Source organism: Candidatus Margulisiibacteriota bacterium (genome assembly GCA_018822365.1).
Taxonomy (GTDB): domain Bacteria; phylum Margulisbacteria; class WOR-1; order O2-12-FULL-45-9; family XYB2-FULL-48-7; genus XYB2-FULL-45-9.
In genome coordinates, this window is the sequence record JAHJKL010000013.1 from 1 (window position 1) to 20,885 (window position 20,885).

Annotated in this window: 26 protein-coding genes; all 26 read left to right on the plus strand. The window is 52.0% G+C overall.

Features of this window, described 5'->3' with window-relative positions; translation table 11 throughout:
• The coding region (locus KKF06_00870; protein MBU1616318.1) for a hypothetical protein at positions 1–367 on the plus strand (367 nt) is incomplete at its 5' end.
• A gap of 80 nt (positions 368–447) precedes the next feature.
• The gene (locus KKF06_00875; protein MBU1616319.1) at positions 448–894 is read left to right on the plus strand and encodes a MarR family transcriptional regulator; all 447 of its coding nucleotides are present in this window, start codon (positions 448–450) and stop codon (positions 892–894) included.
• A gap of 1 nt (position 895) precedes the next feature.
• Entirely contained in the window at positions 896–1,801 is a 906-nt protein-coding gene (locus tag KKF06_00880; protein ID MBU1616320.1) for an efflux RND transporter periplasmic adaptor subunit, read from the plus strand.
• Positions 1,798–4,896 carry an efflux RND transporter permease subunit gene (locus KKF06_00885; GenBank protein ID MBU1616321.1) on the plus strand — a complete coding sequence of 1,033 codons (3,099 nt, stop codon included), beginning with the start codon at positions 1,798–1,800 and terminating at the stop codon, positions 4,894–4,896. Before KKF06_00880 ends, KKF06_00885 begins: the two co-directional genes overlap by 4 nt.
• Entirely contained in the window at positions 4,893–5,183 is a 291-nt protein-coding gene (locus KKF06_00890) for a hypothetical protein (GenBank protein MBU1616322.1), read from the plus strand. Before KKF06_00885 ends, KKF06_00890 begins: the two co-directional genes overlap by 4 nt.
• Complete coding sequence (locus tag KKF06_00895) at positions 5,180–6,478, plus strand: TolC family protein (GenBank protein MBU1616323.1); 1,299 nt, start codon at positions 5,180–5,182, stop codon at positions 6,476–6,478. Before KKF06_00890 ends, KKF06_00895 begins: the two co-directional genes overlap by 4 nt.
• 105 nt (positions 6,479–6,583) lie before the next feature.
• A complete protein-coding gene (locus KKF06_00900; protein ID MBU1616324.1) occupies positions 6,584–7,435 on the plus strand; it encodes an alpha/beta fold hydrolase in 852 nt (283 codons plus the stop codon).
• Positions 7,432–8,679 (plus strand): hypothetical protein, encoded by a 1,248-nt coding sequence (locus KKF06_00905; protein MBU1616325.1) that lies wholly within the window; start codon positions 7,432–7,434, stop codon positions 8,677–8,679. Before KKF06_00900 ends, KKF06_00905 begins: the two co-directional genes overlap by 4 nt.
• 50 nt (positions 8,680–8,729) lie before the next feature.
• Positions 8,730–9,140, plus strand: coding sequence for a hypothetical protein (locus KKF06_00910; protein MBU1616326.1), 411 nt, complete (start codon positions 8,730–8,732; stop codon positions 9,138–9,140).
• Between the two features lie 66 nt (positions 9,141–9,206).
• Positions 9,207–9,602, plus strand: coding sequence for an Rrf2 family transcriptional regulator (locus tag KKF06_00915; protein ID MBU1616327.1), 396 nt, complete (start codon positions 9,207–9,209; stop codon positions 9,600–9,602).
• A gap of 18 nt (positions 9,603–9,620) precedes the next feature.
• On the plus strand, positions 9,621–9,917 hold the full coding sequence (locus tag KKF06_00920) for an anaerobic ribonucleoside-triphosphate reductase (protein MBU1616328.1): 297 nt from the start codon (positions 9,621–9,623) through the stop codon (positions 9,915–9,917).
• Positions 9,918–9,977: 60 nt separating this feature from the next.
• The gene (locus tag KKF06_00925) at positions 9,978–10,649 is read left to right on the plus strand and encodes a type 1 glutamine amidotransferase (GenBank protein ID MBU1616329.1); all 672 of its coding nucleotides are present in this window, start codon (positions 9,978–9,980) and stop codon (positions 10,647–10,649) included.
• 66 nt (positions 10,650–10,715) lie between these two features.
• Positions 10,716–11,453 (plus strand): flagellar hook basal-body protein, encoded by a 738-nt coding sequence (locus tag KKF06_00930; protein MBU1616330.1) that lies wholly within the window; start codon positions 10,716–10,718, stop codon positions 11,451–11,453.
• Positions 11,454–11,469: 16 nt separating this feature from the next.
• On the plus strand, positions 11,470–12,267 hold the full coding sequence (gene flgG / locus KKF06_00935; GenBank protein MBU1616331.1) for a flagellar basal-body rod protein FlgG: 798 nt from the start codon (positions 11,470–11,472) through the stop codon (positions 12,265–12,267).
• A gap of 4 nt (positions 12,268–12,271) precedes the next feature.
• Positions 12,272–12,982: a flagellar basal body P-ring formation chaperone FlgA gene (gene flgA / locus KKF06_00940; GenBank protein ID MBU1616332.1), complete on the plus strand. Its 711-nt coding sequence runs from the start codon at positions 12,272–12,274 to the stop codon at positions 12,980–12,982.
• Positions 12,979–13,566 carry a flagellar basal body L-ring protein FlgH gene (locus KKF06_00945; GenBank protein ID MBU1616333.1) on the plus strand — a complete coding sequence of 196 codons (588 nt, stop codon included), beginning with the start codon at positions 12,979–12,981 and terminating at the stop codon, positions 13,564–13,566. The genes flgA and KKF06_00945 overlap by 4 nt, the downstream gene beginning before the upstream one ends.
• 29 nt (positions 13,567–13,595) lie before the next feature.
• Positions 13,596–14,678 (plus strand): flagellar basal body P-ring protein FlgI, encoded by a 1,083-nt coding sequence (locus KKF06_00950; protein MBU1616334.1) that lies wholly within the window; start codon positions 13,596–13,598, stop codon positions 14,676–14,678.
• Between the two features lies 1 nt (position 14,679).
• Entirely contained in the window at positions 14,680–14,973 is a 294-nt protein-coding gene (locus tag KKF06_00955) for a hypothetical protein (protein ID MBU1616335.1), read from the plus strand.
• Entirely contained in the window at positions 14,970–15,695 is a 726-nt protein-coding gene (locus tag KKF06_00960; protein MBU1616336.1) for a sigma-70 family RNA polymerase sigma factor, read from the plus strand. Before KKF06_00955 ends, KKF06_00960 begins: the two co-directional genes overlap by 4 nt.
• A 3-nt stretch (positions 15,696–15,698) precedes the next feature.
• Complete coding sequence (locus tag KKF06_00965; protein ID MBU1616337.1) at positions 15,699–15,992, plus strand: flagellar basal body protein; 294 nt, start codon at positions 15,699–15,701, stop codon at positions 15,990–15,992.
• 7 nt (positions 15,993–15,999) lie between these two features.
• Entirely contained in the window at positions 16,000–16,431 is a 432-nt protein-coding gene (gene flgC, locus KKF06_00970; protein MBU1616338.1) for a flagellar basal body rod protein FlgC, read from the plus strand.
• Positions 16,432–16,443: 12 nt separating this feature from the next.
• On the plus strand, positions 16,444–16,815 hold the full coding sequence (locus KKF06_00975; GenBank protein MBU1616339.1) for a flagellar hook-basal body complex protein FliE: 372 nt from the start codon (positions 16,444–16,446) through the stop codon (positions 16,813–16,815).
• A 15-nt stretch (positions 16,816–16,830) separates the two neighbouring features.
• The gene (gene fliF, locus KKF06_00980; GenBank protein ID MBU1616340.1) at positions 16,831–18,390 is read left to right on the plus strand and encodes a flagellar M-ring protein FliF; all 1,560 of its coding nucleotides are present in this window, start codon (positions 16,831–16,833) and stop codon (positions 18,388–18,390) included.
• Between the two features lies 1 nt (position 18,391).
• Positions 18,392–18,862 carry a hypothetical protein gene (locus tag KKF06_00985; GenBank protein MBU1616341.1) on the plus strand — a complete coding sequence of 157 codons (471 nt, stop codon included), beginning with the start codon at positions 18,392–18,394 and terminating at the stop codon, positions 18,860–18,862.
• A gap of 3 nt (positions 18,863–18,865) precedes the next feature.
• Entirely contained in the window at positions 18,866–19,561 is a 696-nt protein-coding gene (locus KKF06_00990) for a hypothetical protein (GenBank protein ID MBU1616342.1), read from the plus strand.
• Position 19,562: 1 nt separating this feature from the next.
• Positions 19,563–20,879: a flagellar protein export ATPase FliI gene (gene fliI, locus KKF06_00995; protein ID MBU1616343.1), complete on the plus strand. Its 1,317-nt coding sequence runs from the start codon at positions 19,563–19,565 to the stop codon at positions 20,877–20,879.
• Positions 20,880–20,885 lie beyond the last annotated feature (6 nt).

A 20,885-nucleotide genomic window follows, 5' to 3' on the forward strand; every position in this document is an offset into this window, starting at 1 on the left:
CCGCTGGCTTGGCTACGAGATCATTGCGGTCAATTTCCAGCGCGATAAGCTGGCGACCGCCCGGGCAATGGGGAGGATGATCAAACTGATCAAAGAGGGGTACGACGCGGTGGTGGCGGTCGACGGGCCGTCCGGGCCGCCCTTTGCCGTTAAACCGGGAGTTTTTTTTCTGGCGGAAAAAGCGGGGGTCCCGATCGTGCCGGTCGGATTATTTTCCCCTTTGCATATAAAACTATTTTGGCGCTGGGACAGATATATTATCCCGTTCCCTTTTTCCCGGTCCCGCATTCGTAAAGGGCCAATGCTATTGCCGGGGACCGGGACCCCCGGGCGCCTGAAAGATATCCTTGCTCGCCTTTCAAGATAGCGCGGCCAATTTACGGGTTGACAAATAATAGTTAACACAGTAAACTATTAATCAGGTTAATAATAAATCAGGGGTGTTTCATGGCGGAGAAAAGTTTGAAAGAGTTCCTGGATCGTCTGGAGGCGCTGGCCCCGACGGTAGTTAAAAGCTTTCAGCTGCGCGACCTGCCGGACGATTGCGATATCACCATGCCGCAATGTCTGGTTATGCGGATCGCCCATGAGAGAGAGAATTGCAAAATGTCTGATATCAGCGCGGCGCTCGGGGTCACTCTGGCCAATGTTACTAGCATGGTTGACCGCTTGCATCGCGATGGTTTTGTGGAACGGAGCGAAGACCCGGACGACCGGCGGATCGTCAGGATCGCGCTGACCAAAGATGGGCGCAAGATCTACGGCGAAATACGCGAAGCAAAAAGGCGGCATTTGACCGATATCTTTGGCAGGATCTCCAATAAAGACCGGGAGCAGCTTCTCTCGATAATGGGAAAGATCGCCGCGGCGATGAAAGAAGAAGGAGCGAAATAATATGAATAAAAAAATAATTTGGGCAATAGTTGTAATTATCGTCGTTGTTTTCGGTTTCCGTTTAGCCGGCCGGTTAAGCGGCGGCAAAGAGGCTAAAACTGAAAGAGTCGTGCCGGTTGTGGCAATTTCTCCCAAGCTCGGACCCATCGAACAGCGTTTGACTTTGAACGGTGATATCAAAGCTGAAACCGAGGTCAGCGTCCGTCCCCGGACAACCGGCCGGGTCGAAGAGTTATATGTTAAAGAAGGGGATTATGTCAGCAAAGGGAGCAAGCTTCTCTCTTATGTTGCCGGGATCGATCCGACCAATGATCTGTATAATGATTTGGTGGTGACATCGCCGATCAGTGGCGTAGTTGGGATGCAGTTGGTCAAGATTGGTGATCAGGTTACTTCTCAGGTGGGTGGGGGCATTTCTCCGGTATTTGTTGTTTACGGGATCGACCGGGTCAAGATCTATGCCGATGTCCCGGAAAAATATTATACCAGCATTACCAAAGGGACCCGGGCCGATATTGCGCTTGATGCCCTGCCGAACGAACTTTTCCGCGGCGTAGTTGGCAATATCCGTCCGGTGATCGATCCGTTAAGCCGGACCACCCAGATCGAGATAATCCTGGCGAATTACAGCCATCGGATCAAGCCGGGTATGTTTGCCAAGGTTGATCTGGTGCTGAAAAGAGTGGTTAATGCTACCGTTATTCCTTTTGACGCTGTCCTGGGGGAGAATGAAAAATATGTCTATCTTGCCAAAGAAGGTGTTGCTGAAAAACGGCCGATCGTGCTTGGTTTGGAAAACGGGAACGATGTCCAGGTTGTTTCCGGGCTCTCTCCGCTGGATAAAGTTATAATTTTAGGGCAGCGGGTAGTCAGGGAAGGTTCCCGTATTGAGGAAGTCAGGCAATGATCAGAAGGTTTGTCACCCGGCCGTTATTTACCCTTTCCCTTTACCTGATCTTTTTACTCATCGGGTATTTCAGCTTTTCCCGCCTGCCGCTTGATTTTCTCCCTAATATTTCCATTCCGACCCTGACGATCATTACCCCTTATCCCGGGGCGGGGCCGGAAGATATTGAAACGTCGGTTTCCAAGGTAATTGAAGACGCGGTCGCGACCGTGCCGAATATCGATCGGATCACCTCTGACAGCGCCGAAAATATTTCCACGGTGACGATCGCTTTCAAGTGGGGGACCGATCTGGACCCGGCCTCGGCCGACGTTCGCGATAAAATGGATCTGGTCCGCGGCCGCTTGCCCAGCGATGTCGAGCCTTCAACGATCTTCAAGTTCGATCTTTCCCAGATCCCGGTCCTGGTGTTTGGGGTCTCCGCCGATGAATCATATTCGTCGCTCTATCAGCTGGCCGACAAAAAGATCTCACCGGCCTTAAAAAGGATAGGTGGAGTTGGGACCATCAATATCCTGGGAGGTTTGATCCGCCAGATCAACATTAATATTGATCGCGGCCGGTTGGAAGCTTACCATCTGTCGATCAACCAGGTTAATCTGGCGCTGCAGGCGGCCAATCTGTCGGTCCCGGCCGGCAGTATTAAGTCGGGCGCCCTGGAATACGGGATCAGGGTCCCCGGAGAATTTAATAATATTGACGAGATCAGAAGGACGATCGTTGGTAGCTATAATGGCGGCGATATCTATCTGTCCGATATCGCTCTAGTTGGAGACGGGTTCAAGGAACAGGATAATATGACCGAGGTTGACGGCAAGGCCGGGGTGATGATCCAGGTCCAAAAACAATCCGGGGCCAACACCGTTGATGTGGTCAAATCGATCCGCCGGGAGCTGGCCAAGCTGATGCCTGAACTTCCCCCGGACGTGAAGATCACCTACGTGCAGGACACTTCCGAGTCGATAGTCCGCCAGATCAACGAACTGACCCACACCTTATACTGGTCGTTCTTTTTTGTGGTGTTGACCGTCCTCTTTTTTCTGCGCGACTTCCGCGGCTCATTTATTGTGTCGCTGGCGATCCCGATCTCAATCCTGGCGGCGTTTATTTATATGGCCGCTTCCGGGGCGACGATCAATATTATTTCCCTGGCTTCAATAATTATATCGATCGGGGTGGTGGTTGATGACGCGATCGTGGTCCTGGAAAACTTTTACCGCCATCTCGATAAAAAGCACGAGCCGCCTAGGGAAGCGGCGGTCTTTGGCACGGGTGAAGTTGCCGGCGCGGTCATTGCTTCCACGGCGACCAACTTGGTGATCTTTATCCCGCTTCTTCTGGTCCAGGGTTTTATTGCGATCTTCTTTAACCAGTTGTCCGCCATTTCGATAGTCGTTATGGCAATGTCGCTGGTGACCGCGATGTCCCTGACCCCGATGCTCTGTTCAAAGATGATCAGAATTGAAGAGAAAAAAGATAAATCTGGTTTCTGGCGGAAGCTTCATGATCAGAGCGAAATTATCTTTGAAAGGATAGACGCTGGTTATAAAGATATTCTGGCTTGGGCGCTGGGCAACCGGCGCAGGGTCCTGGCCTCCTTGTCTATTTTCTTTATTCTGAGCATGGGACTTTTTGCCCTGACCGGCAGCGAGTTTTTTCCGGAGCAGGATAGCGGCTTGATCACCGCGACGGTCGAGATGCCGGCCGGCAGCCGCTGGGACCAGACCGCGGGGGTCATGCGCCAACTGGCGGAGCGGATCCGCAAAAATGTTCCGGAGACCGAGTTTGTCATGGTCAGTGCCGGATCAACTGCCGGGCGGATGAGCCTCTCGACCAAGAACGGAGCGAATTACGGACGGCTCTATCTCAAGGTCGTCCCGCTTGACCAGCGCCGCCGCGACATCAAACAGCTCCAGCGGGCGATTGCCGAACTGGCTTACGCGATCCCCGGTTTGAAGGGGATCGATTTTGCCGCCAGCGGCGCCAATTCCCTGGCGGGGGGAGGGAAGCCGGTCACTCTGGAGATCTACGGCTCCGATTTTGAAAAGATCGACCTGGTCGCCGATCAGCTAAAGAGCCGGCTGGCTAAAGTCCCCGGGGTGGTTGATCCGACCTTATCGAGGGAAAAAGCGATCCCGGAATACGCTCTGAAGGTTGACCGACAGAAAGCGTCCAGCCTGGGGCTGTCCATGTACGATGTGGCGATGACCGCCCGGGCTTATCTATACGGGACGACCGTTTCCAAATACCGGATCGGCGGGGACCAGTATGATATCTTTGTGCAGTTAAAGGAAAATGACCGCCGCTCCCTTGATGACATTAAAAATGTTTTTATCACCACTCGGACAGGCAAAAATATCTCGCTGGGCAATATCGTGAAGGTGGAACTGCGCAGCGGCCCGCAGGTTATTCAGCGCAAGAACCAGCAGAGGATCGTTAAAGTGGAAGCAGACTATTTTGGCCGGTCGCTGGGCGACATTACCGGAGACATTCGCGAGATCCTGGCGGGGACCAGCCTTCCCGATGATATAACGGTCAAGATCGCCGGGAATTCAGAGCAGATCGCCGAAAGTTTCCGTTCGCTTTTTGTCGCCCTTCTTTTGGCGATCGCGCTGATCTATCTGGTCATGGTCGCGCAGTTTGAATCATTTTTGATGCCCTTCATTATTATGTTCTCTATTCCGTTCGCGCTGGCCGGGGTTGTATGGGCGCTGTTCTTGAGCGGGATCTCCTTTAGTGTTATGGCCTTTATTGGTTTGATCCTGGTGACCGGGGTCGCGGTCAAGAACGCGATCGTTTTGATCGATTTTACCAATATTCTTCGGGCGCGCGGCTTGGAGCTTAAAGACGCGATCAAAGAGGCGGGGCGCAGCAGGCTCCGTCCGATCTTAATGACCTCAATAACTACCATTCTTGGTTTAATGCCGATCGTGTTGAGCGGCGGCGAAGGATCTGGTTTTTGGAAACCAATGGCGGTGACAGTTATCGGCGGGTTGGTCGTTTCCGTGACCGTGACCCTGGTTTTTGTCCCGACCCTCTATTACACCATCGAAAATTGGTTTGCCCGTCGGCAGACTGGAGGAAAACAGGAATGAAAGCGGTCATCATAATATTTGTTCCCGCCCTCGAAGCAAAGGTTTTGGCGGCGATGCTGGCTTGCGGAGCGAAAAAATACACGAGGTTTCCCTATCTTCACGGTGTCGGCGGCCATTCCGAGCCCCATCTCGATTCCCAGGTTTGGCCGGGGAACAATGAGGCGTTTTTAGCCGTGGTTGATGACGCAACTAAGCTAAAGTTGATGGCCGAGGTCGGTAAACTTAAAAAAATTCACGCTGATGATGGGGTCAAGGCTTTTGTCCTGCCGGTGGAGGAGGAAATATGACAACTAATGTCAAATGGTCGAAGTTAATATTTTTATTCATTAATTTGTCATTTGTCATTTTTAATTTGTCATTTGCTGATGCGCTGACCCTGAACGAAGCGGTCGATCTCGCGCTCTCCAAAAACCCGCAGGTTGTTGCCGCGAAGGCAAAGTTTGACGCCGCCGGGAGCAAGCTTGCCCAAGCCAGGTCAGCCTTATTTCCCCGCTTAAAATTGGAAGGTGTTTACGGGAAGTATTATCAGGAATCGTTGACCGCCCCGAATGAAGCAGCCGACCTGAAAACCTACACCTTTTCCCTGGCCCAGCCGATCTTTGTTGCCAGCCTGCCAAAACTTCTGACCATGGCCGATGCCGGTTACGGCAGCGCCAGGGAAGACCTGCGCCGCGCGGAAGTTGAAGTGCTTTTTGCCGCCAAAAACGCCTACTATAACGTGCTCAAAGCGCGAAAAGGAGTGCAGGTTATCGACAAGGCGGAAGCGTCGCTGGAAAAATATCTCAAGCTCTCCCGGATCTATTATGATTCCGGGATCATTGGCCGGGAGGGAGTCATGAGGATCGAGACCGAGGTCCTAAATACCAGAGTCGCCAGGATAAAAGCTAAATCTGGCCTCCGGTTGGCTGAAGCCGCCTTAAATAATTTATTGGGAACCAGGGGGAGTGTTACCGGCCAAATGCTTGAAGAAGTTTCCCCGGTCGCGGTTGTTTCTTTGCCGGCTTTTTCCGAACTTTTTGATGCCGCGCTGGCCAATCGGCCGGATTATCGCTCATTTCGGGAGGGGTTGACCATTGCCAAAGAGAGCGTTGGCCTGGCGGCGGCCAATTACTGGCCGTCATTCATGTTGATCGGTTCCAGCGGCCGGACTGTTTCTGACTATCGCAATGCCGGATTAAATATCGATCTTGATTCCTGGCAAGTGCTTTTAAGCGGCTCCTGGAACATTTTTGACAGTTTTGAGACCCCCAACAAAGTGGCTGAGGCCCGGAGCAATTATCAGGCGCTGGCGGCGCAGGCCGACCAGCTGCGCGATGGGATCGAGCTTGAAGTCCGCTCCGCTTATCTGGAATATCAGGCGGCTGAAGAACAGATTGCGGCCGCCCAGGCGGCAACCGACCTGGCGCAAAAGACCATGCGGCTGAGCGAGGTCAATTATGAACAGCACATTACTACTTTTTTATCATTGCTTGATTCCCGCGCTTCGCTGACCGCGGCCGAAAATTCTCTCTGGGGAGCAAAGTACGACCTCGAGATCGCCAAAGCGAAGATCAATAAGGTAGTTGGCAAAAAGATCTTTTAGTGCCAGAATGACCGGGTGAAGTTTAAAGTTGCCTTATTTCTTCTGGTTCTGGCCGTGGCCCCGGTTTTTGGTGTAGTTGAGGGTGAGCCATCGTTGCCGGAATTAATGAAGAAAGAGCTTGTTGGCCGTGATTTGAAACTTGGCCGGGTCCTGGCCAAAAATGATAAATACACCCGTTACTATATTACATATTATAGTGATAGCTTGAAAATATCCGGTATCATGAATGTTCCCAAAGGCAAAGGGCCCTTCCCGGTCCTGATCTTAAACCACGGCTATATTAACCCTAAAATATATACTAATGGCCGGGGGTTGAAGCGGGAGCAGGATTTTTTGGCTCGGCGCGGTTACGTTGTTATTCATCCTGATTATCGCAACCACGCTTTCTCAGATAAAGATGCCGATGTCGATGCCGGATTCCGCCTTGGTTATGTTGAGGATGCCATCAATGCCGTTTTGGCTGTCAAACAAAGCAATTATCCTTTCCTGAACAAAGAACAGATCGGTATGCTTGGCCACTCAATGGGGGGAGGAGTGGTGCTCAACGTTTTGGTGACCAGGCCGGAGCTGCTCAAGGCGGCAGTCCTTTTTGCTCCGGTCAGCGCCGATTACCGTGATAATTTTTCCCGCTGGCTTTGGCGCCGCAAAGGGAACCCGGCTGTTGCCGAGCGGATCCTGGCCAGTTACGGGTCACCGGAGAGCAATCCGGAATTTTGGGGCCGCCTTTCAGCGATCAATTATTTTGACAGGATCGAAGCTCCGATCATGATCCATCATGGGGCTGCCGATCGTTCGGTCCCTCTTGCCTGGTCCGAGCGGCTCGATCAGGCATTGAAAAAAAATGGAAAAGAGGTATCATTTTACAGGTATCCGGGTGAGCCGCATGAATTTACCGCTGCCTGGGCGGCGGTCATGGAGCGGACAGTTGAATTCTTTGATCGGGTGATGAAAAAATGAAAAAAAGTCTGATCTCTTTATTTATTGTCCTTGTATTTGGCCGTTTTGCCTGGGGAGCGGAGATCGATCTCGGCAAATTGTTCATGGACCTTTCTCCTCCGCCGTACGGAACTGCCGAAGTCCAATGGAGCGGGGAACTGACCTTGCCGCCCGGACTGGCCGCGATCGACAATAAACCGGCCTTTCGTTTGGCCTGGGAGATCAGGAATTATGGCGACAGCCAGCTTCCGCTTGAGCCGACCCTGGAATATTTTAATTTTGCCAATTGGCAATGGGAGGATACCGCGACCGAAAAATTGTCGTTAATGTCGTCATATAGCCGGAGGCTGAACACGACCGACCTGGAGGGAAGCTGGAAATTCCACGATCTGCGCGCTTTTGCCTTGACCAAGTACCGCGTGCTGGTCCGTCCCATGATCACCGGGAGTGAATTTGAGACCGCCAGGGAATTTTATGTTTCAGTGGTCCCGCCGAAATTGGATAAATTCCCGGTTTTTGCCGAGAACGCGCCGCGCTGGATAGCCGCGCGCTATGAAAAGGCGATCCTTTATAAATGGCTGTCGTTGATCTGGCGCGATATTTTAACTTCGACTTATGATGAAAGGATCATTAGAGAGCTTGATCTGGCGATCGCGTCAATTGATCCCTTATTGGAGCAAAACGACCTAAAAAATTACTTGGATAATAGAGGGTTCTCCGCTTTGTCGGCATATTTTTCTCCAGTCTACGTTAGCTTGAGCGGTGATACCGAGCAGATCGGCTGGGGAGGGAAATTATATAAAGCGTTTGAAAAAGAGCGGGAGATCGGTCGATTGCTGGCTGAAGTTAAAGAGATATTGAGAAAGAATACGGTCAATCCTCATTTTGCCAACGCGGCTAAAGCGAGCGCTTACGCCGAACGAAGGAACCTGGCCGACCGGCTTGACGATGTTTCCCTGTCGATGCGTGACGAAGCGACCGAGTTTTCCGGATTGGCTTATTCGTCCCAAAATGTCAACCCGGCCGGTTGGCGGAGCCGCCTTGACCTGGAATACCGGGCATTGAGCGATCTGCTGCCGGAGATCGTCAACGCGCAAGAGCGGGCCGATCTGTATTTTTCAAATATTGCGCAGCTTAAAGGTATAAAAACTTCTGACGCTAATGCGGCAAAAATAGCCCTGGTTCAATTATTATCGGCGATCGAGAATTTGGCCAGGGCGGACCACTCTTTCCTGGCGCTGGGGTATGAGCGTTCCAAAAAATAACTCTTGCTAAAAATGTTCAAATTGGTATAAAATAAAACAGGAGGAAAAACATGAAAAAAACAATAGTTTTGTTGGTTTCGGTGGTCGTCCTTGCTTCCGGTTCGTTTGCCCTGCAACCGGCGCTGTGCGGCGGCATTCGCGATGGGGCGGCTTTGGGGCTGATCCTTCAGGAATATTTGGGGAGCGGGGTGGCGCTTCGCTTTGGGATGGAGGGGAACACCGGAAGAAACCCGATGATCGCTTTTGCCGGGGGTAAATTCGCGCTGTCCAGTATCGGGAGAATGCCTCTTTCGCTTGGACTGGGGATCGTGGGGTACTTTGGCAATAACGATACCAAGGCCGGACTGGCCCTCTCCTTTATTTTTGACAACGCTTTTGGCCGTTCCCCGATGTTCATTGAAGCGGGGATCGACATTGTCGACCCGGCTAAGCTCCAGCTGCAGCTCGGCTACAAGTTCTAGACGACAAATAACTGTCAGGCGATAATGCTTGACAGATTATTATAATAAGTATAATATGCGCATATTATGAAGATAACACGAGCGGCCGATTATTCCCTGCGGCTCCTGGTCAAGCTTGCTTCGCTCGGCGACGGGACCCAGAGCCGGCCGCTGGCCGAAGAGATCGAGATCCCCTTTAACCACTTCAACAAGCTTACCCGGCTTTTAGCGCGGCGGGGTTTTATTGCCACCCGCAAAGGAAAAGGGGGAGGGCTGAAGCTGGCCCGCGACCCAAAGAAGATCACCCTGATGGAGGTGATCGAAGCGGTTGAAGGGCCGATCATTCTCAACCATTGCCTGTTCCATCGGCGGAGCTGCCGTTTCAGCGTCAAATGCCGGGTCCGCAAGACCCTTTGCGTTGTGCAAAAAACCATGAAGAAGATGCTGACGGAGCGGACGATCCACGACATGTTAATTGCCTAAAAGAAGGGGGTGAAAAAAATGACTATTGAGGAATTGAGCGCCTTTTTGGAAAACAACCAGCAGATCGAGTGGGCGTACGACGATGATGGGGCGATCTGTCTTCGCCATACCCAGTACGATGGACCAAATGACAAGGTCCGGATCGAACCGAGAGCGTTGGCCGAACTGACCCCGCAGAAGCTGGAGCAGGTTTTGGTCGGCGGCAGGAATGTCGATCAAATTACCAGGATAACCGGTTATTTCTCCAAGGTTTCCGGTTGGAACAAAGGGAAAAAGGGAGAGCTGGTGGATCGGCAGAGAGTGGCAGTTTCTTAATCAATGACTTTGCTATAATTAGGGGGCTTGTTGCTAGCGGCAAGCTCCCTATTTTTTATTATGACAGTTTATTTTATCAAACACGATCCGACCGAGGGGCCGGGAACGATTGAAGGTTTCCTGGTAAAGGCTGGAATTCCTTTTCAAACGATCGAAGTTTGGCGGGGTGAGCGATTCCCGGAAAAATTAACCGGGCGAGACGCGGTCGTTTCGCTCGGCGGGCCGATGAACGTCTATGAAAATGACCTCTATCCATTTTTAGCCGAAGAAGACAGGTTTATCAAAAAACTTCTAAGCGATCGGATCCCTTTTCTGGGGATCTGCTTGGGGGCCCAGCTATTGGCCAAAGCGGCCGGCGCCAAAGTTTATCGGGCGGCGAAAGAAGAGTTTGGCTGGGGGCCGGTCGCTTTAACCGAAACCGGCAAAAAAGATCGGTTTTTTACCGGTAATTCTCATCAACTGGAAGTATTTCAATGGCATAGCGATACCTTTGACCTTCCGGCGAGTGGACGGTTGCTGGCGGCTGGCACCGATGTTCTGTGCCAGGCTTTTGGGATTGGTGAAAAAGCTTATGGCTTGCAGTTTCATGTGGAGGTCAACGAGTCGATCATTGCCGCTTGGTTTAAGACCAAAGCCTCGCCCTCCCTGGCTCGCTACCGGGAGATCAAAGATAAATATCAAACCGAGGCCGAACGGATCTATCGCAATTATTTTTGTCCGGCAATGAGCTGAACTCCCCGGAAAATCGGGATTTTTATATTTGACTTTTAGATACCGCCAGTCTATAATTTTTCCACCATGACAGACCGCATCCTAGAGATCGGAAGCGCCGGCCTGGAAACTGCTGATCAAAGAGTAAGAAAGCTGATGGACAACATGGTCGGAGCGGAAGTACCCGGTTACAAAAAATCTGAAGTGGTGGTCAGAGGATTCCCCCTGGAATTGGACAACGCCCAGAACAAGATCTCTTCAATGAAGCCGCAGGTAGAAAGCACCCATTATAAGACCGCCAGCGGTGCTTTGGTCAAAACCAACAATAAACTTGATGTCGCCCTTGGGAGCGAGGGGTATTTTGTAGTCTCCGGTCCCTGGGGGGAGGGCTATACCCGGGATGGCCGTTTCCGTCTTGATAAAGAGGGAAGGCTGATCACGGTTGCCGGAAATCTTCCGGTGGTTGGGAAGATGGGGCCGGTGATAGTTACGCCCGGCTCTGAAGTTGAGTTTACCCAGGAGGGGGAGATCAAAGTTGACGGCGCGGTCGTTGATCGTTTGCAGATCCTTAAACCGGAAGGGACCGATGCCCTGGCCTCTTTGAACGGGTCTATATTTAAAAAGAGCTCATCGCTTTCGATCATGACGGAAGTCGACGACCCCAGGTTGATCCAGGGGTATGTTGAATCTTCAAACGCCAGTATTGTGGATCAGATGATGGAAATGATGCAGGTGGAAAGGTTGAACGGGGTGATGAGCAAAGTCATCTCGACGCGAGACCAAAACCTGTCCCGGGCCATGGAGCTTGGTCGCCCGACGCAATAAATAGGGAGGGAAAAACATGTTTCAACCGCTTTATGTCGCCGCCACCGGACTTGATACGCTTCAGGACGAGATCCTTGATATTACCAACAATCTGGCCAATGCCAAAACGGTCGGATTTAAAAAAGGGCGGGCCGAAATGGAATCCCTTTTTTACGTCGAAAAAAGCTTCAAGGACATGCTCTATGAGGAGATCTCCGGTGCCGAGAATACTCCGGTCAACGTTGAGTACGGGACCGGTGTGCGGATCGCGTCAACTCCAAAAGATCACACCCAGGGAGCGATCGAGGTTACCAACAATCCGTTGGATCTGGCGGTCCAGGGAGAAGGCTTTTTTATGGTCCGATTGCCCGACGGTTCGCAGGCTTACTCGCGGGCCGGCAATTTTCGCGTCGATGATGCCGGCAATATTGTTGATCCAAACGGTCGGATACTGGAACCGGGGATAGTGATTCCGGGCGACACGACCAGCGTGACGATCAGCCAGGACGGAACGATCTTGATCGCGCGCAACAACGAGAAAGACCTGACCGAGGTAGGGCAGATCAATCTGGCCCGCTTTACCAACAAAGCCGGATTAAAATCGCTTGGACAGAACCTGTACCAGAAGACTGAATCATCCGGGGAGCCGGTGGTCGGGGTGGCTAACGCCGATGGGTATGGGTCGATCAATCAGTATTCGCTGGAACAGAGCAACGTCGACGTTATTTCCGAAATGATGCGGATGGTCATGGCCCAGCGGGTTTTTGATACGGTGACTAAAGCGGTCCAAAGTTATGAAGGGATGCTTGCTTCGCTCGATAAAATGAAGCAGTAAACAGATGAAAAGATCTATAACTACAGTTTTGCTGATTATTTGCGCGGCCGGCGCGGTTTTTGCGTCGCCGGTCGAAGACAAGATCGTTGAGGCGATCAAGTTGTTCGTTGTCGCCAGATATCCTGATTTTGCCAAGAGCCAGCTGCAAGTTGAGATCAGGCTAAACGATAAAGATGCCGCTCTCCTGGATTTGGACGATGCCTCGGCTGCCTGCAAGATCCTGGATGTTTTTTCTGATTTTAAGCCGATCGGCAACGTGATCTTTCCGGTTCAGGTCAAGACAAAGGGGGAGACCAGCAAGCTTTTTGTCCGGGCGAAGGTCGAGGTCCTAAAAAAGGTGGTGGTTGCGGCCAGGAAGCTCCCGCGCAACAAGGCACAGCAAAGCGAAGACTTCAAATACGAGGTCAGGGATGTCGCGATGCTGCCGCAAAAATATTTGACCGCGATCGAAACGTTACTGGGAAAAGAGACCAAGATCCCGGTTCCGCAAAACAGCACGGTGTTTGAGTGGATGCTCCGCGAGCCGGCTGTCATTCGGGCCGGAAGCGAGATCAGCCTGGTTGTAGTAGCCTCAGATCTTGGGGTCAGGGCCGATGGGCTGGCTCTGGAGAACGGCTATCTTGGAGAGCAGATAAAGGTCAGAAAAAAAGATTCGCCGAAGATTTTATTCGGTAAGGTCCTGTCCGAAAAAGAAGTTGAGGTGGAAATCAAATGAGAAAATTCTATGCCGCTATACTGATCGGGGTCCTGCTTTCAGGCCTGGCGGCGGCCGATTCACTGTGGAGCGAAAAAGGGTCTTCTCCTTATTCCCCTCAAAAACCTTACAAGGTTGGAGACCTGATCAACGTTATCATCATGGAAAACTCAAATGCCAGGAACCTGGCCAATACCAAAACTGATGTCAAAGACGACCTGTCATTTAAGTACAGCCAGACTTTTGCCCGGCTGGCTCCGGTCCTTGGCTCCAATAATTCGGCGACGGTCAACCTGGCCAATAAATATGACGGCGGGGGGCAGACGACCAGAGGGAGCAATGTCCAGGCGAGGTTTGCCGCCTGGATCAACGAGATCAGGCCGAACGGCATATTATCGGTCGAGGGACACCATAAGGTTGAAGTGAACAATGAATTGCAGGAGATCACTTTTACCGGATTGGTTCGGACCAAAGATATTTCCAATACGAACACGGTTTATTCCTATCAGGTAGCTAACGCGAGCGTTTCGGTCAAGGGGACCGGCTCGGTTGCCGATTCGGAAACTCCTGGTTGGATGACCAGAATAATTAATTGGCTTTTCTAAAGCAAAAAGAAATGATATTATTGCCTGAAATGAAAAGAGCGAAAAAAACATTGATCTTTGTTTTGCTGGCTGTTTGTGTTTGCACAGCCAGTTATGCCGCATCGCCCCCGGTTCGCCTCAAAGATATTGCCCGGGTTCTTGAAGCCAGGGACAATCAGCTGATGGGTTTTGGCCTGGTGGTTGGGTTGCGCAATACCGGAGACCGATCGCAAAATGAAGTTACCCAGCAAGCGCTGGCCAATGTTCTTTCCCGAATGGGAGTCATTCCCCAGGCGGTCGATTTTAAGACCAGAAATACCGCCGCGGTCATGGTGACTGCCGTCCTGCCGCCATTTGTTAAGCCGGGGGACAAAATTGATGTTACCGTTTCATCGGTTGGTGACGCCACCTCTTTGCAGGGGGGGACCCTCTTGACCACTCCATTGCAGGGTGTAGACGACCAGATCTACGCGGTTGGCCAGGGGAATGTGGTAGTTGGGGCCGAATCTTTTCCGTATGTTAAACAACAAACAACGACTGTTGGCCGGATCCCTGGCGGGGCGCTGGTTGAAAAAGAGGTCGCGGTCACGACCAGCAAGACCGGGACCGTGACCCTGGTCTTGAACCAGCCCGATTTCACTTCGGCGAATCGGGTGGTTGCCGCTTTGCGGAAAGCCGGTTTGAACGCCGATGCCAAAGACGCGGCGACGATCCTGGTCTCTTCCGATGCCGGGGAGGATTATGTTGCGCTGGTTTCAAAAATTGAAGCGATCAGGGTTACCCCTGATACTGTTGCCAGGATCGTGATCAATGAACGGACCGGAACGATCGTCATTGGAGAAAATGTCGTGATCGCGCCGGTTGCTGTGTCTTACGGCGGGATAGATGTAACTATCAAAGATGTGGCCCTGGTCGCTGATTCCGGGGCCGCTACCGCCGACCAATATCAGACTATAACCAGGGCGCGGCTTGATAAGACAAGTGCTAAACTGCGGGTAGTGCCGGCAGCGCCGACCCTTTCTCAACTGGTCAGGGCGTTGAATGCCATTAACGCTTCCCCCAAAGATCTGATCTCGATCCTTCAGGCGCTTAAGAAGAGCGGAGCGATCAAAGCCGAACTGGAGGTCATTTAATATGATTGAAGGGATTTCCCCTGTTGCCTTTAATCCGGCAGTCGCGCAGGCCGCGTCGGCCGGGTTAAGCCGGGAGGAACAGGTCAAAGAAGAATTCATGACGATGTTTTACAAGGAAATGCTTAAGCAGACGCTAAAGATGCCGAAGCTGGGGCCGGCCGAAGAAGAGGGGGAAAGCAGTCAGGCGACTTATTCGGCTTTTACTTCGGATATTTTAGTCGATCAGCTGGCCAGGCAGATGGCTTCATCCGCTCGCCCGGCCTGGCTGGCGGAAACGGTTAGCGAGGAAAAATGAAGAAAAAATCAACAGGAGTAAAAGGAGCGCCGTTTTCAGTGGAAGCGTATATGCCGCTGGTCCACTCGATCGCTTCCATGGTTTCGGCCAAAGGGCTTCCCCCAAATATTGAATACGATGATCTTGTTTCCGACGGTACTGTCGGCCTGATGAAGGCGTGGGATAATTTCGACCCGAACCGTGGGGTTAAATTCGAGACTTACTCGTCTTATCGGATCCGGGGCGAGATCCTTGATGGATTGAAAAATTACAATCCGGTCCCTTACCGGGTCCAGGTCATGGTCAGGGACCTGGCCAAGAACGGGGTCGGCTCGGTTGTTGACCGCAAGAAAAACAAAAATGACGATGAAGAAGAAAAACTGCTGGAGAAAAAGGAGTTGTCGGAGGATGAATTTAAGCAGGCGCTCAAGCGGATTAAAAAGATCGTTTCCGCTTCCGCCCTGATGTATTTGTTATCGATCGAAGAGATGCAGACCACCGGTTCCGAAGTTTTTGCGCCGACCGAGGGGAATCCGGCGTCCGATGCCGACTTTGCCGAGTTAAAAGAGAGGATCAGGTTTGAGATCGGCAATCTTCCGGCGCAGCAACGACAGGTCCTTGAGCTCTTTTTTCATAAAGGGATCAATCAAAAGACGATCGCGGAAAAGCTTGACCTTTCCCGCCCAAAGGTTTGCCGGGTCTTGAACAAGGCGATCACCGCCTTAAAAAAGAGGTTGAAATAGTTTATGGAAGTATTTGATCACGCGTTAAGCCAGCTGGAAAGGTCAATGACGATCTCGACCAAGCGCCAGGCGGTCATTGCCCAGAACATAGCTAATGCCAAGACCGCTGGCTATGAGGCGATGGAGTTTGACGAACAATTAATGAAAGCGGTCAAGCGCCAGGAGAACAAGGATGTTATTTTGGAAGATGAATTATCGGCTTTAACCGACAATTCGGTGAAATATTCTTCTTACGTGAGGCTGATGTCTTCAAAGATCGCTATTTTGAAGTCAATTGCTTCGCAGGGAAGGAAGTAGGTGAGTTATGGGGCTTAACCAAGCGATGAGGATCAGCGTCGATGGGATGGACGCGCAGCGGATCACTCAAGAGCTGATCGCCTCCAACCTGGCCAATGCCAGCACCACCCGAACGGTTTTTGGCGAGCCGTACAAGAGAAAGGTTGCCGTCTATTCGGAAAAACCGATCACTTTTGCGCAGACCCTTAGCCAGGCGGAAAATCGTTTGGCGACCGGCGGCGGGGTCAAGGTTGAAGTTGTTGACGATAAAGCTCCGTTCGAAAGGGTTTATAATCCCGGTCATCCTGATGCCGATGAACAGGGATATGTCTTGATGCCTAATGTTAAGATGTCGACTGAAATGGCCAGCATGGTTGAGGCGTCAAAATATTACGAAGCGAACATTACCGCGTTCAACGCGACAAAGAAGATGCTGCAGGATGCCCTGCAGATCCAATAAGGAGGACCAAATATGGCGATCAAACCGATCAGTGCCGACTTGCGTTTAGCCCAGCTGATGGGAGATGATACCTTGATCGCTCAGGCGCCGGGGACGACCTCTGCGGCGCCGATCGGTTCAGCCGCTGCCGCTCTTACCGGGGATCGGCCGCTTTCCGGCAACATGTTTGATGATGTGCTAAATAAGACCATTGAAGCGCTCAACGGGGTTAGCCGGTCCGAGTTTCATGCGAATCAGATGATCGATCGTTATTCCCGCGGGGAGGTTGAGCTGCATGACGTCATGGTCGCCCAATCAAAGGCGAGTGTCATGGTCCAAATGGCGGTCACAACTATCAATGGCGCGGTTAACACGTTCAAAGAAATAACCCAAATGCAGATATAAGGAAGGAATAAATAGATGGCAGAAGCACCAGCTGGTTTTGATATGCGCAGGATGCTCTTGGTTGGCGGGGTTGTTCTGGTCGTTATTTTTTCCGCTATATTCCTTTTTATTCGGGGATGCTCCACCAGCGATTTCAACCGGAATCCGGGCTATTCCGTCATTTATTCCAATCTTGACCTTAAAGATGCGGCTAACGTTGTCGCCAGGCTTAAGGAGCTGAAGATCCCTTACAATATCAGAGAGGGTGGGAAGGCTATTGCCGTTCCTAAAGATAAAATGGACGAAGCCCGCCTTGGCCTGGCCGAAAAGAACCTGCCGATCGGCGGCTCGGTCGGATGGGAGATATTTGACGAGACCAAAATGGGGGCGACCGATTTTGACCGGCGAATCCAGCTGATCCGGGCGATCTCCGGAGAATTGGCCCGTACCATTAAAAGGATCGAAGGGATCGAGGATGTTCGGGTCCAGGTTGTTATTCCAGAGACAAAATTGTTCGCGGTCGCGGTGGCGCCGGTCACCGCTTCGGTCCTGCTCCGCTTGCGCCCTGGTTTTGAGCTGACCCCGGCCCGAGTTAACGGGATCGTTCATTTGGTGGCGAGCAGCGTCGAGAACCTGCAGACCGAAAACGTGACGGTGATCGACGATTCCGGCCGGATCCTTTCGACCAATGCCGGTCAGCCGGTCAGTGGCCTTGGCGAGGGGATGATTCCTCCTCCTCCCCCGGCTAAAATGCTGCCGCAAATCGTTGAACCAGACATTATCCTGACCAAGGAAGCGGCCGTCCCGGTTGAGAAAAAAGCAAAAGAGGAAGCAAAAAAGGAAGAAGTTGAAAAGGTAGAGGTTAAAAAAGAGGAAAAGCCGGCGGTAAAGAAAGAAGAGATCAAGAGCGAGCCGAAAGCGATCGTTGAAAAGGAGCTTCCTCCAGGGGAAAAGATCGTTCTCAAGACCGAAGCGATCCGGGACCTGGAAAGAGAACTTTCCGGGAAAGCGCAGGAGTTGTTGAACCGGTTTTATCCACCAAACAGCTCGATCGTAAAGGTCAGCGTGGCGATCCAGCCGATGAAAGAGAACGAGATAAAACTCAAGGATATCAAGGTCAAAAAACTTAACACCGTTATTTTGATCGATAATCGGATCGATCTGACCGCCAAGTTAAAGCAGGCGACCTTTACGACCGTAGCGGCTGCTGTTGGCCACAATAAAAAACGCGGCGATATTATTATCCTGCAGAAAGTTCCCTTTCATCTGGCGACCCCGGCAGCCGATAAAAAGATCGTTAAAAAAGTCAAAAACCCGGGGCAATTGTTTGCTTTAAACTCGGTCAACTTTCGCCGCTGGGTGATCTGGGGGACGGGAGGGGTTGTTGGGCTGGTGATTTTGTTTTGGCTCTGGTCTTTAGTGTTCGGCCGCGGACGGCAGGAAGAGCTGCCTCGCGAGCCTGGCCGGTCACCAGGAAATGTTCCCGCTCCGCCGCCCCCTCCGCCAGCGCCATCCGGGGTTGATCGGGTCAGGAACGCGGTTGAGCAGAACCCGGAAAAGATCGCCGACCTTTTAAAAAAATGGTTAAGTGAATAACATGACGTTAACCGGACGGGAAAAAGCGACAATATTTTTATCGATCCTGGGAGCGGATGTCTCCTCCCGGGTCTTGCGCTATTTGCCCGATGAACTGGCGGATTTGATCGCTGCCGGGATCAACCATTTGCCGACCCCGTCACCGGAGGCTTTGCAGGAGGTTTTGTCTGATTATCAGGGATTCCTGGCCCTGCCTGCCGCTCCGGCCCCGCGGGCAGGATTGAATCCTCCTGCCGCCAGAAATTATTCGCCCGTGCCAAAAAAGAATTTTGGATTTTTAATGTACGAAAGGCCGCAAACTGTCGCTTTTCTTCTTTCTATGGTCCCGGAGGAGGAAAAAACAGGGGTCCTGTCCGCCATGCCCCGGGAGCGGCTAATGATCGAAGAACTGGCGCGGAATCTGAAGAAAACCCTTCTTCGCCCGATGATCGAAGAAAGGTTTCATCAGTTATTCGCGGAAAAAGTTTTTTAACCGATGGGACTGATCAAACGGGACCGGCTGGAGGAAAAAGGAACGGTCGTGATCGAGAGGATCAATCCGGTCGCGCCAATGCCGCGCCGGGAAGCTCCCCCAATCCCGGCCCCTTCAACTACTTCAGCTGTCATCAGGGCGTCGGGGGAAAATCTTGACCGGGCTCGGTCTGAAGCCCAAAGAATTATTGATCAAGCTATAGCCGAAGCCGATCGGATCAGGCAGCAGTCGGTTGATGAGGGGAAGGTTGAAGGGAAAGAAGAAGCGGCGCAAAAGATCCAGGAAGCGCTAGCAACGATCAACGAAGCGGTTAAAGAACGCAAAACGATCATTAAGGATGCCGAGAGCGAGATACTTCGCCTGTCGCTCCGGGTCGCCGAACAAATTATCCGTTCCGAAGTTTCTCTGCACCGCGACGTTTGCCTGAATATTGTGACCGAAGCGATCGGCCGGGTTTCCGACCGGGAACAGATCATTGTCAGGGTCAACCGTGAAGACGCCGAATATTTAAAGCGCTACAAAGACCGCCTGGCCGGTATGCTTGACGGGGTCAAGAGCCTTTCGATCCTGGAAGATTCCAATATTGAACCGGGGGGTTGTATTATTGAGACCAACCTGGGATTTGTCGATGCCCGCATCGCTACCAAAATAAAATCTATCGAAGAAGCCCTCCATAAAGTCGCCGCGGAAGAGTCTTAATATGCCAGTTGACATTGATTTTGAAAAATATCATAAAGCGCTCGAACATGCCGATCTGGTTAAAGTGATCGGCAAAGTAGTTCAATTGGTCGGTTTGATCATTGAAGCGCAGGTTGGCGGGGTTTCGGTCGGTGACCTTTGCTCCATCCGTTTGGAAAAAGAGGGCCGTGAAGCTTACGCCGAGGTTGTCGGGTTTAGGGAAGGACGGGTCTTGCTGATGCCGCTTGGTTCTACCGCCGGGATCGCTCCCGGGATGCAGGTGACTGCTGCCGGTAAACCATTAATGGTCAAGGTCGGGCCGTCGATCCTTGGCCGGGTACTCAACGGCCTTGGAGAACCGATCGACGGCAAGGGACCGATCGACTGGGAAAAAGAATGTCCCCTCGATGCCGATCCTCCTGACCCGGTGAAGCGTCCCCGGGTAACCAGTGTTATGCGCCTTGGGGTCAGGGCGATCGACGGTTTGTTGACGGTCGGACGCGGCCAGCGGATCGGGATCTTTGCCGGTTCCGGGGTAGGCAAATCGACCACTATGGGGATGATCGCCCGGAACGCCGAGGCCGACATTAACGTCATTTCCCTGGTTGGCGAGCGCGGCCGTGAAGTTCGGGATTTTATCGAAGAATCGTTGGGAGAAGAGGGGCTCAAGAAATCGGTGGTGATCGTCGCGACCTCCGACCAGCCGCCGCTTATTCGTCTTAAGTCGGCTTTTGTGTCGACCGCGATCGCCGAGTATTTCCGGGATAAGGGGAAACATGTTATCTTGATGATGGATTCGGTCACCCGTTTTGCCATGGCCCAGCGTGATATTGGTCTGGCGGCAGGCGAGCCGCCGACGACCAAGGGGTATACTCCATCGGTCTTTTCCCTGATGCCCCGGCTGATGGAGCGCTCCGGAACTTCGGAGGTAGCGTCTATTACCGCGTTTTATACGATCCTGGTTGAGGGTGACGATTTCAATGAGCCGATCTCCGACCATGCCCGTTCCATATTAGATGGCCACATCATGCTTTCTCGTGATCTGGCGGCCCGCAACCATTATCCAGCGATCGACGTGCCGCACAGCATTTCCCGGTTGATGACCAGTATTACCGGTGATGAACAAAAGAAAGCGGCGGCCAAGCTGCGCGAGGTCCTGGCCCGCTATTCAGAGGCCGAAGACCTGATCAACATTGGCGCGTACGTTAAAGGAAGCAATCCGAAGATCGATTTCGCGTTGAGCAAGATCGACCAGGTCAATGAATTTTTAAAACAGGGAACGTTCGAAAAAGTCTCTTATGAAGACACAGTGAACAGATTGATCAGTATTTTCAAATAGAAAGGA

Excerpts from the sequence above, each read along its gene's own strand:
- KKF06_00885 (MBU1616321.1), top strand. The coding sequence starts at position 1,798 with ATGATCAGAAGGTTTGTCACCCGGCCGTTATTTACCCTTTCCCTTTAC.
- flgA (MBU1616332.1), top strand. The coding sequence starts at position 12,272 with ATGAAAAGATCTATAACTACAGTTTTGCTGATTATTTGCGCGGCCGGC.
- KKF06_00880 (MBU1616320.1), top strand. The coding sequence starts at position 896 with ATGAATAAAAAAATAATTTGGGCAATAGTTGTAATTATCGTCGTTGTT.
- KKF06_00965 (MBU1616337.1), top strand. The coding sequence starts at position 15,699 with ATGGAAGTATTTGATCACGCGTTAAGCCAGCTGGAAAGGTCAATGACG.
- KKF06_00960 (MBU1616336.1), top strand. The coding sequence starts at position 14,970 with ATGAAGAAAAAATCAACAGGAGTAAAAGGAGCGCCGTTTTCAGTGGAA.
- KKF06_00900 (MBU1616324.1), top strand. The coding sequence starts at position 6,584 with ATGAAGAAAGAGCTTGTTGGCCGTGATTTGAAACTTGGCCGGGTCCTG.
- KKF06_00930 (MBU1616330.1), top strand. The coding sequence starts at position 10,716 with ATGACAGACCGCATCCTAGAGATCGGAAGCGCCGGCCTGGAAACTGCT.
- KKF06_00945 (MBU1616333.1), top strand. The coding sequence starts at position 12,979 with ATGAGAAAATTCTATGCCGCTATACTGATCGGGGTCCTGCTTTCAGGC.
- KKF06_00890 (MBU1616322.1), top strand. The coding sequence starts at position 4,893 with ATGAAAGCGGTCATCATAATATTTGTTCCCGCCCTCGAAGCAAAGGTT.
- KKF06_00910 (MBU1616326.1), top strand. The coding sequence starts at position 8,730 with ATGAAAAAAACAATAGTTTTGTTGGTTTCGGTGGTCGTCCTTGCTTCC.
- KKF06_00905 (MBU1616325.1), top strand. The coding sequence starts at position 7,432 with ATGAAAAAAAGTCTGATCTCTTTATTTATTGTCCTTGTATTTGGCCGT.
- KKF06_00955 (MBU1616335.1), top strand. The coding sequence starts at position 14,680 with ATGATTGAAGGGATTTCCCCTGTTGCCTTTAATCCGGCAGTCGCGCAG.
- fliF (MBU1616340.1), top strand. The coding sequence starts at position 16,831 with ATGGCAGAAGCACCAGCTGGTTTTGATATGCGCAGGATGCTCTTGGTT.
- KKF06_00985 (MBU1616341.1), top strand. The coding sequence starts at position 18,392 with ATGACGTTAACCGGACGGGAAAAAGCGACAATATTTTTATCGATCCTG.
- flgG (MBU1616331.1), top strand. The coding sequence starts at position 11,470 with ATGTTTCAACCGCTTTATGTCGCCGCCACCGGACTTGATACGCTTCAG.
- fliI (MBU1616343.1), top strand. The coding sequence starts at position 19,563 with ATGCCAGTTGACATTGATTTTGAAAAATATCATAAAGCGCTCGAACAT.
- KKF06_00920 (MBU1616328.1), top strand. The coding sequence starts at position 9,621 with ATGACTATTGAGGAATTGAGCGCCTTTTTGGAAAACAACCAGCAGATC.
- KKF06_00915 (MBU1616327.1), top strand. The coding sequence starts at position 9,207 with ATGAAGATAACACGAGCGGCCGATTATTCCCTGCGGCTCCTGGTCAAG.
- KKF06_00990 (MBU1616342.1), top strand. The coding sequence starts at position 18,866 with ATGGGACTGATCAAACGGGACCGGCTGGAGGAAAAAGGAACGGTCGTG.
- KKF06_00950 (MBU1616334.1), top strand. The coding sequence starts at position 13,596 with ATGAAAAGAGCGAAAAAAACATTGATCTTTGTTTTGCTGGCTGTTTGT.
- KKF06_00925 (MBU1616329.1), top strand. The coding sequence starts at position 9,978 with ATGACAGTTTATTTTATCAAACACGATCCGACCGAGGGGCCGGGAACG.
- KKF06_00895 (MBU1616323.1), top strand. The coding sequence starts at position 5,180 with ATGACAACTAATGTCAAATGGTCGAAGTTAATATTTTTATTCATTAAT.
- KKF06_00875 (MBU1616319.1), top strand. The coding sequence starts at position 448 with ATGGCGGAGAAAAGTTTGAAAGAGTTCCTGGATCGTCTGGAGGCGCTG.
- KKF06_00975 (MBU1616339.1), top strand. The coding sequence starts at position 16,444 with ATGGCGATCAAACCGATCAGTGCCGACTTGCGTTTAGCCCAGCTGATG.
- flgC (MBU1616338.1), top strand. The coding sequence starts at position 16,000 with ATGGGGCTTAACCAAGCGATGAGGATCAGCGTCGATGGGATGGACGCG.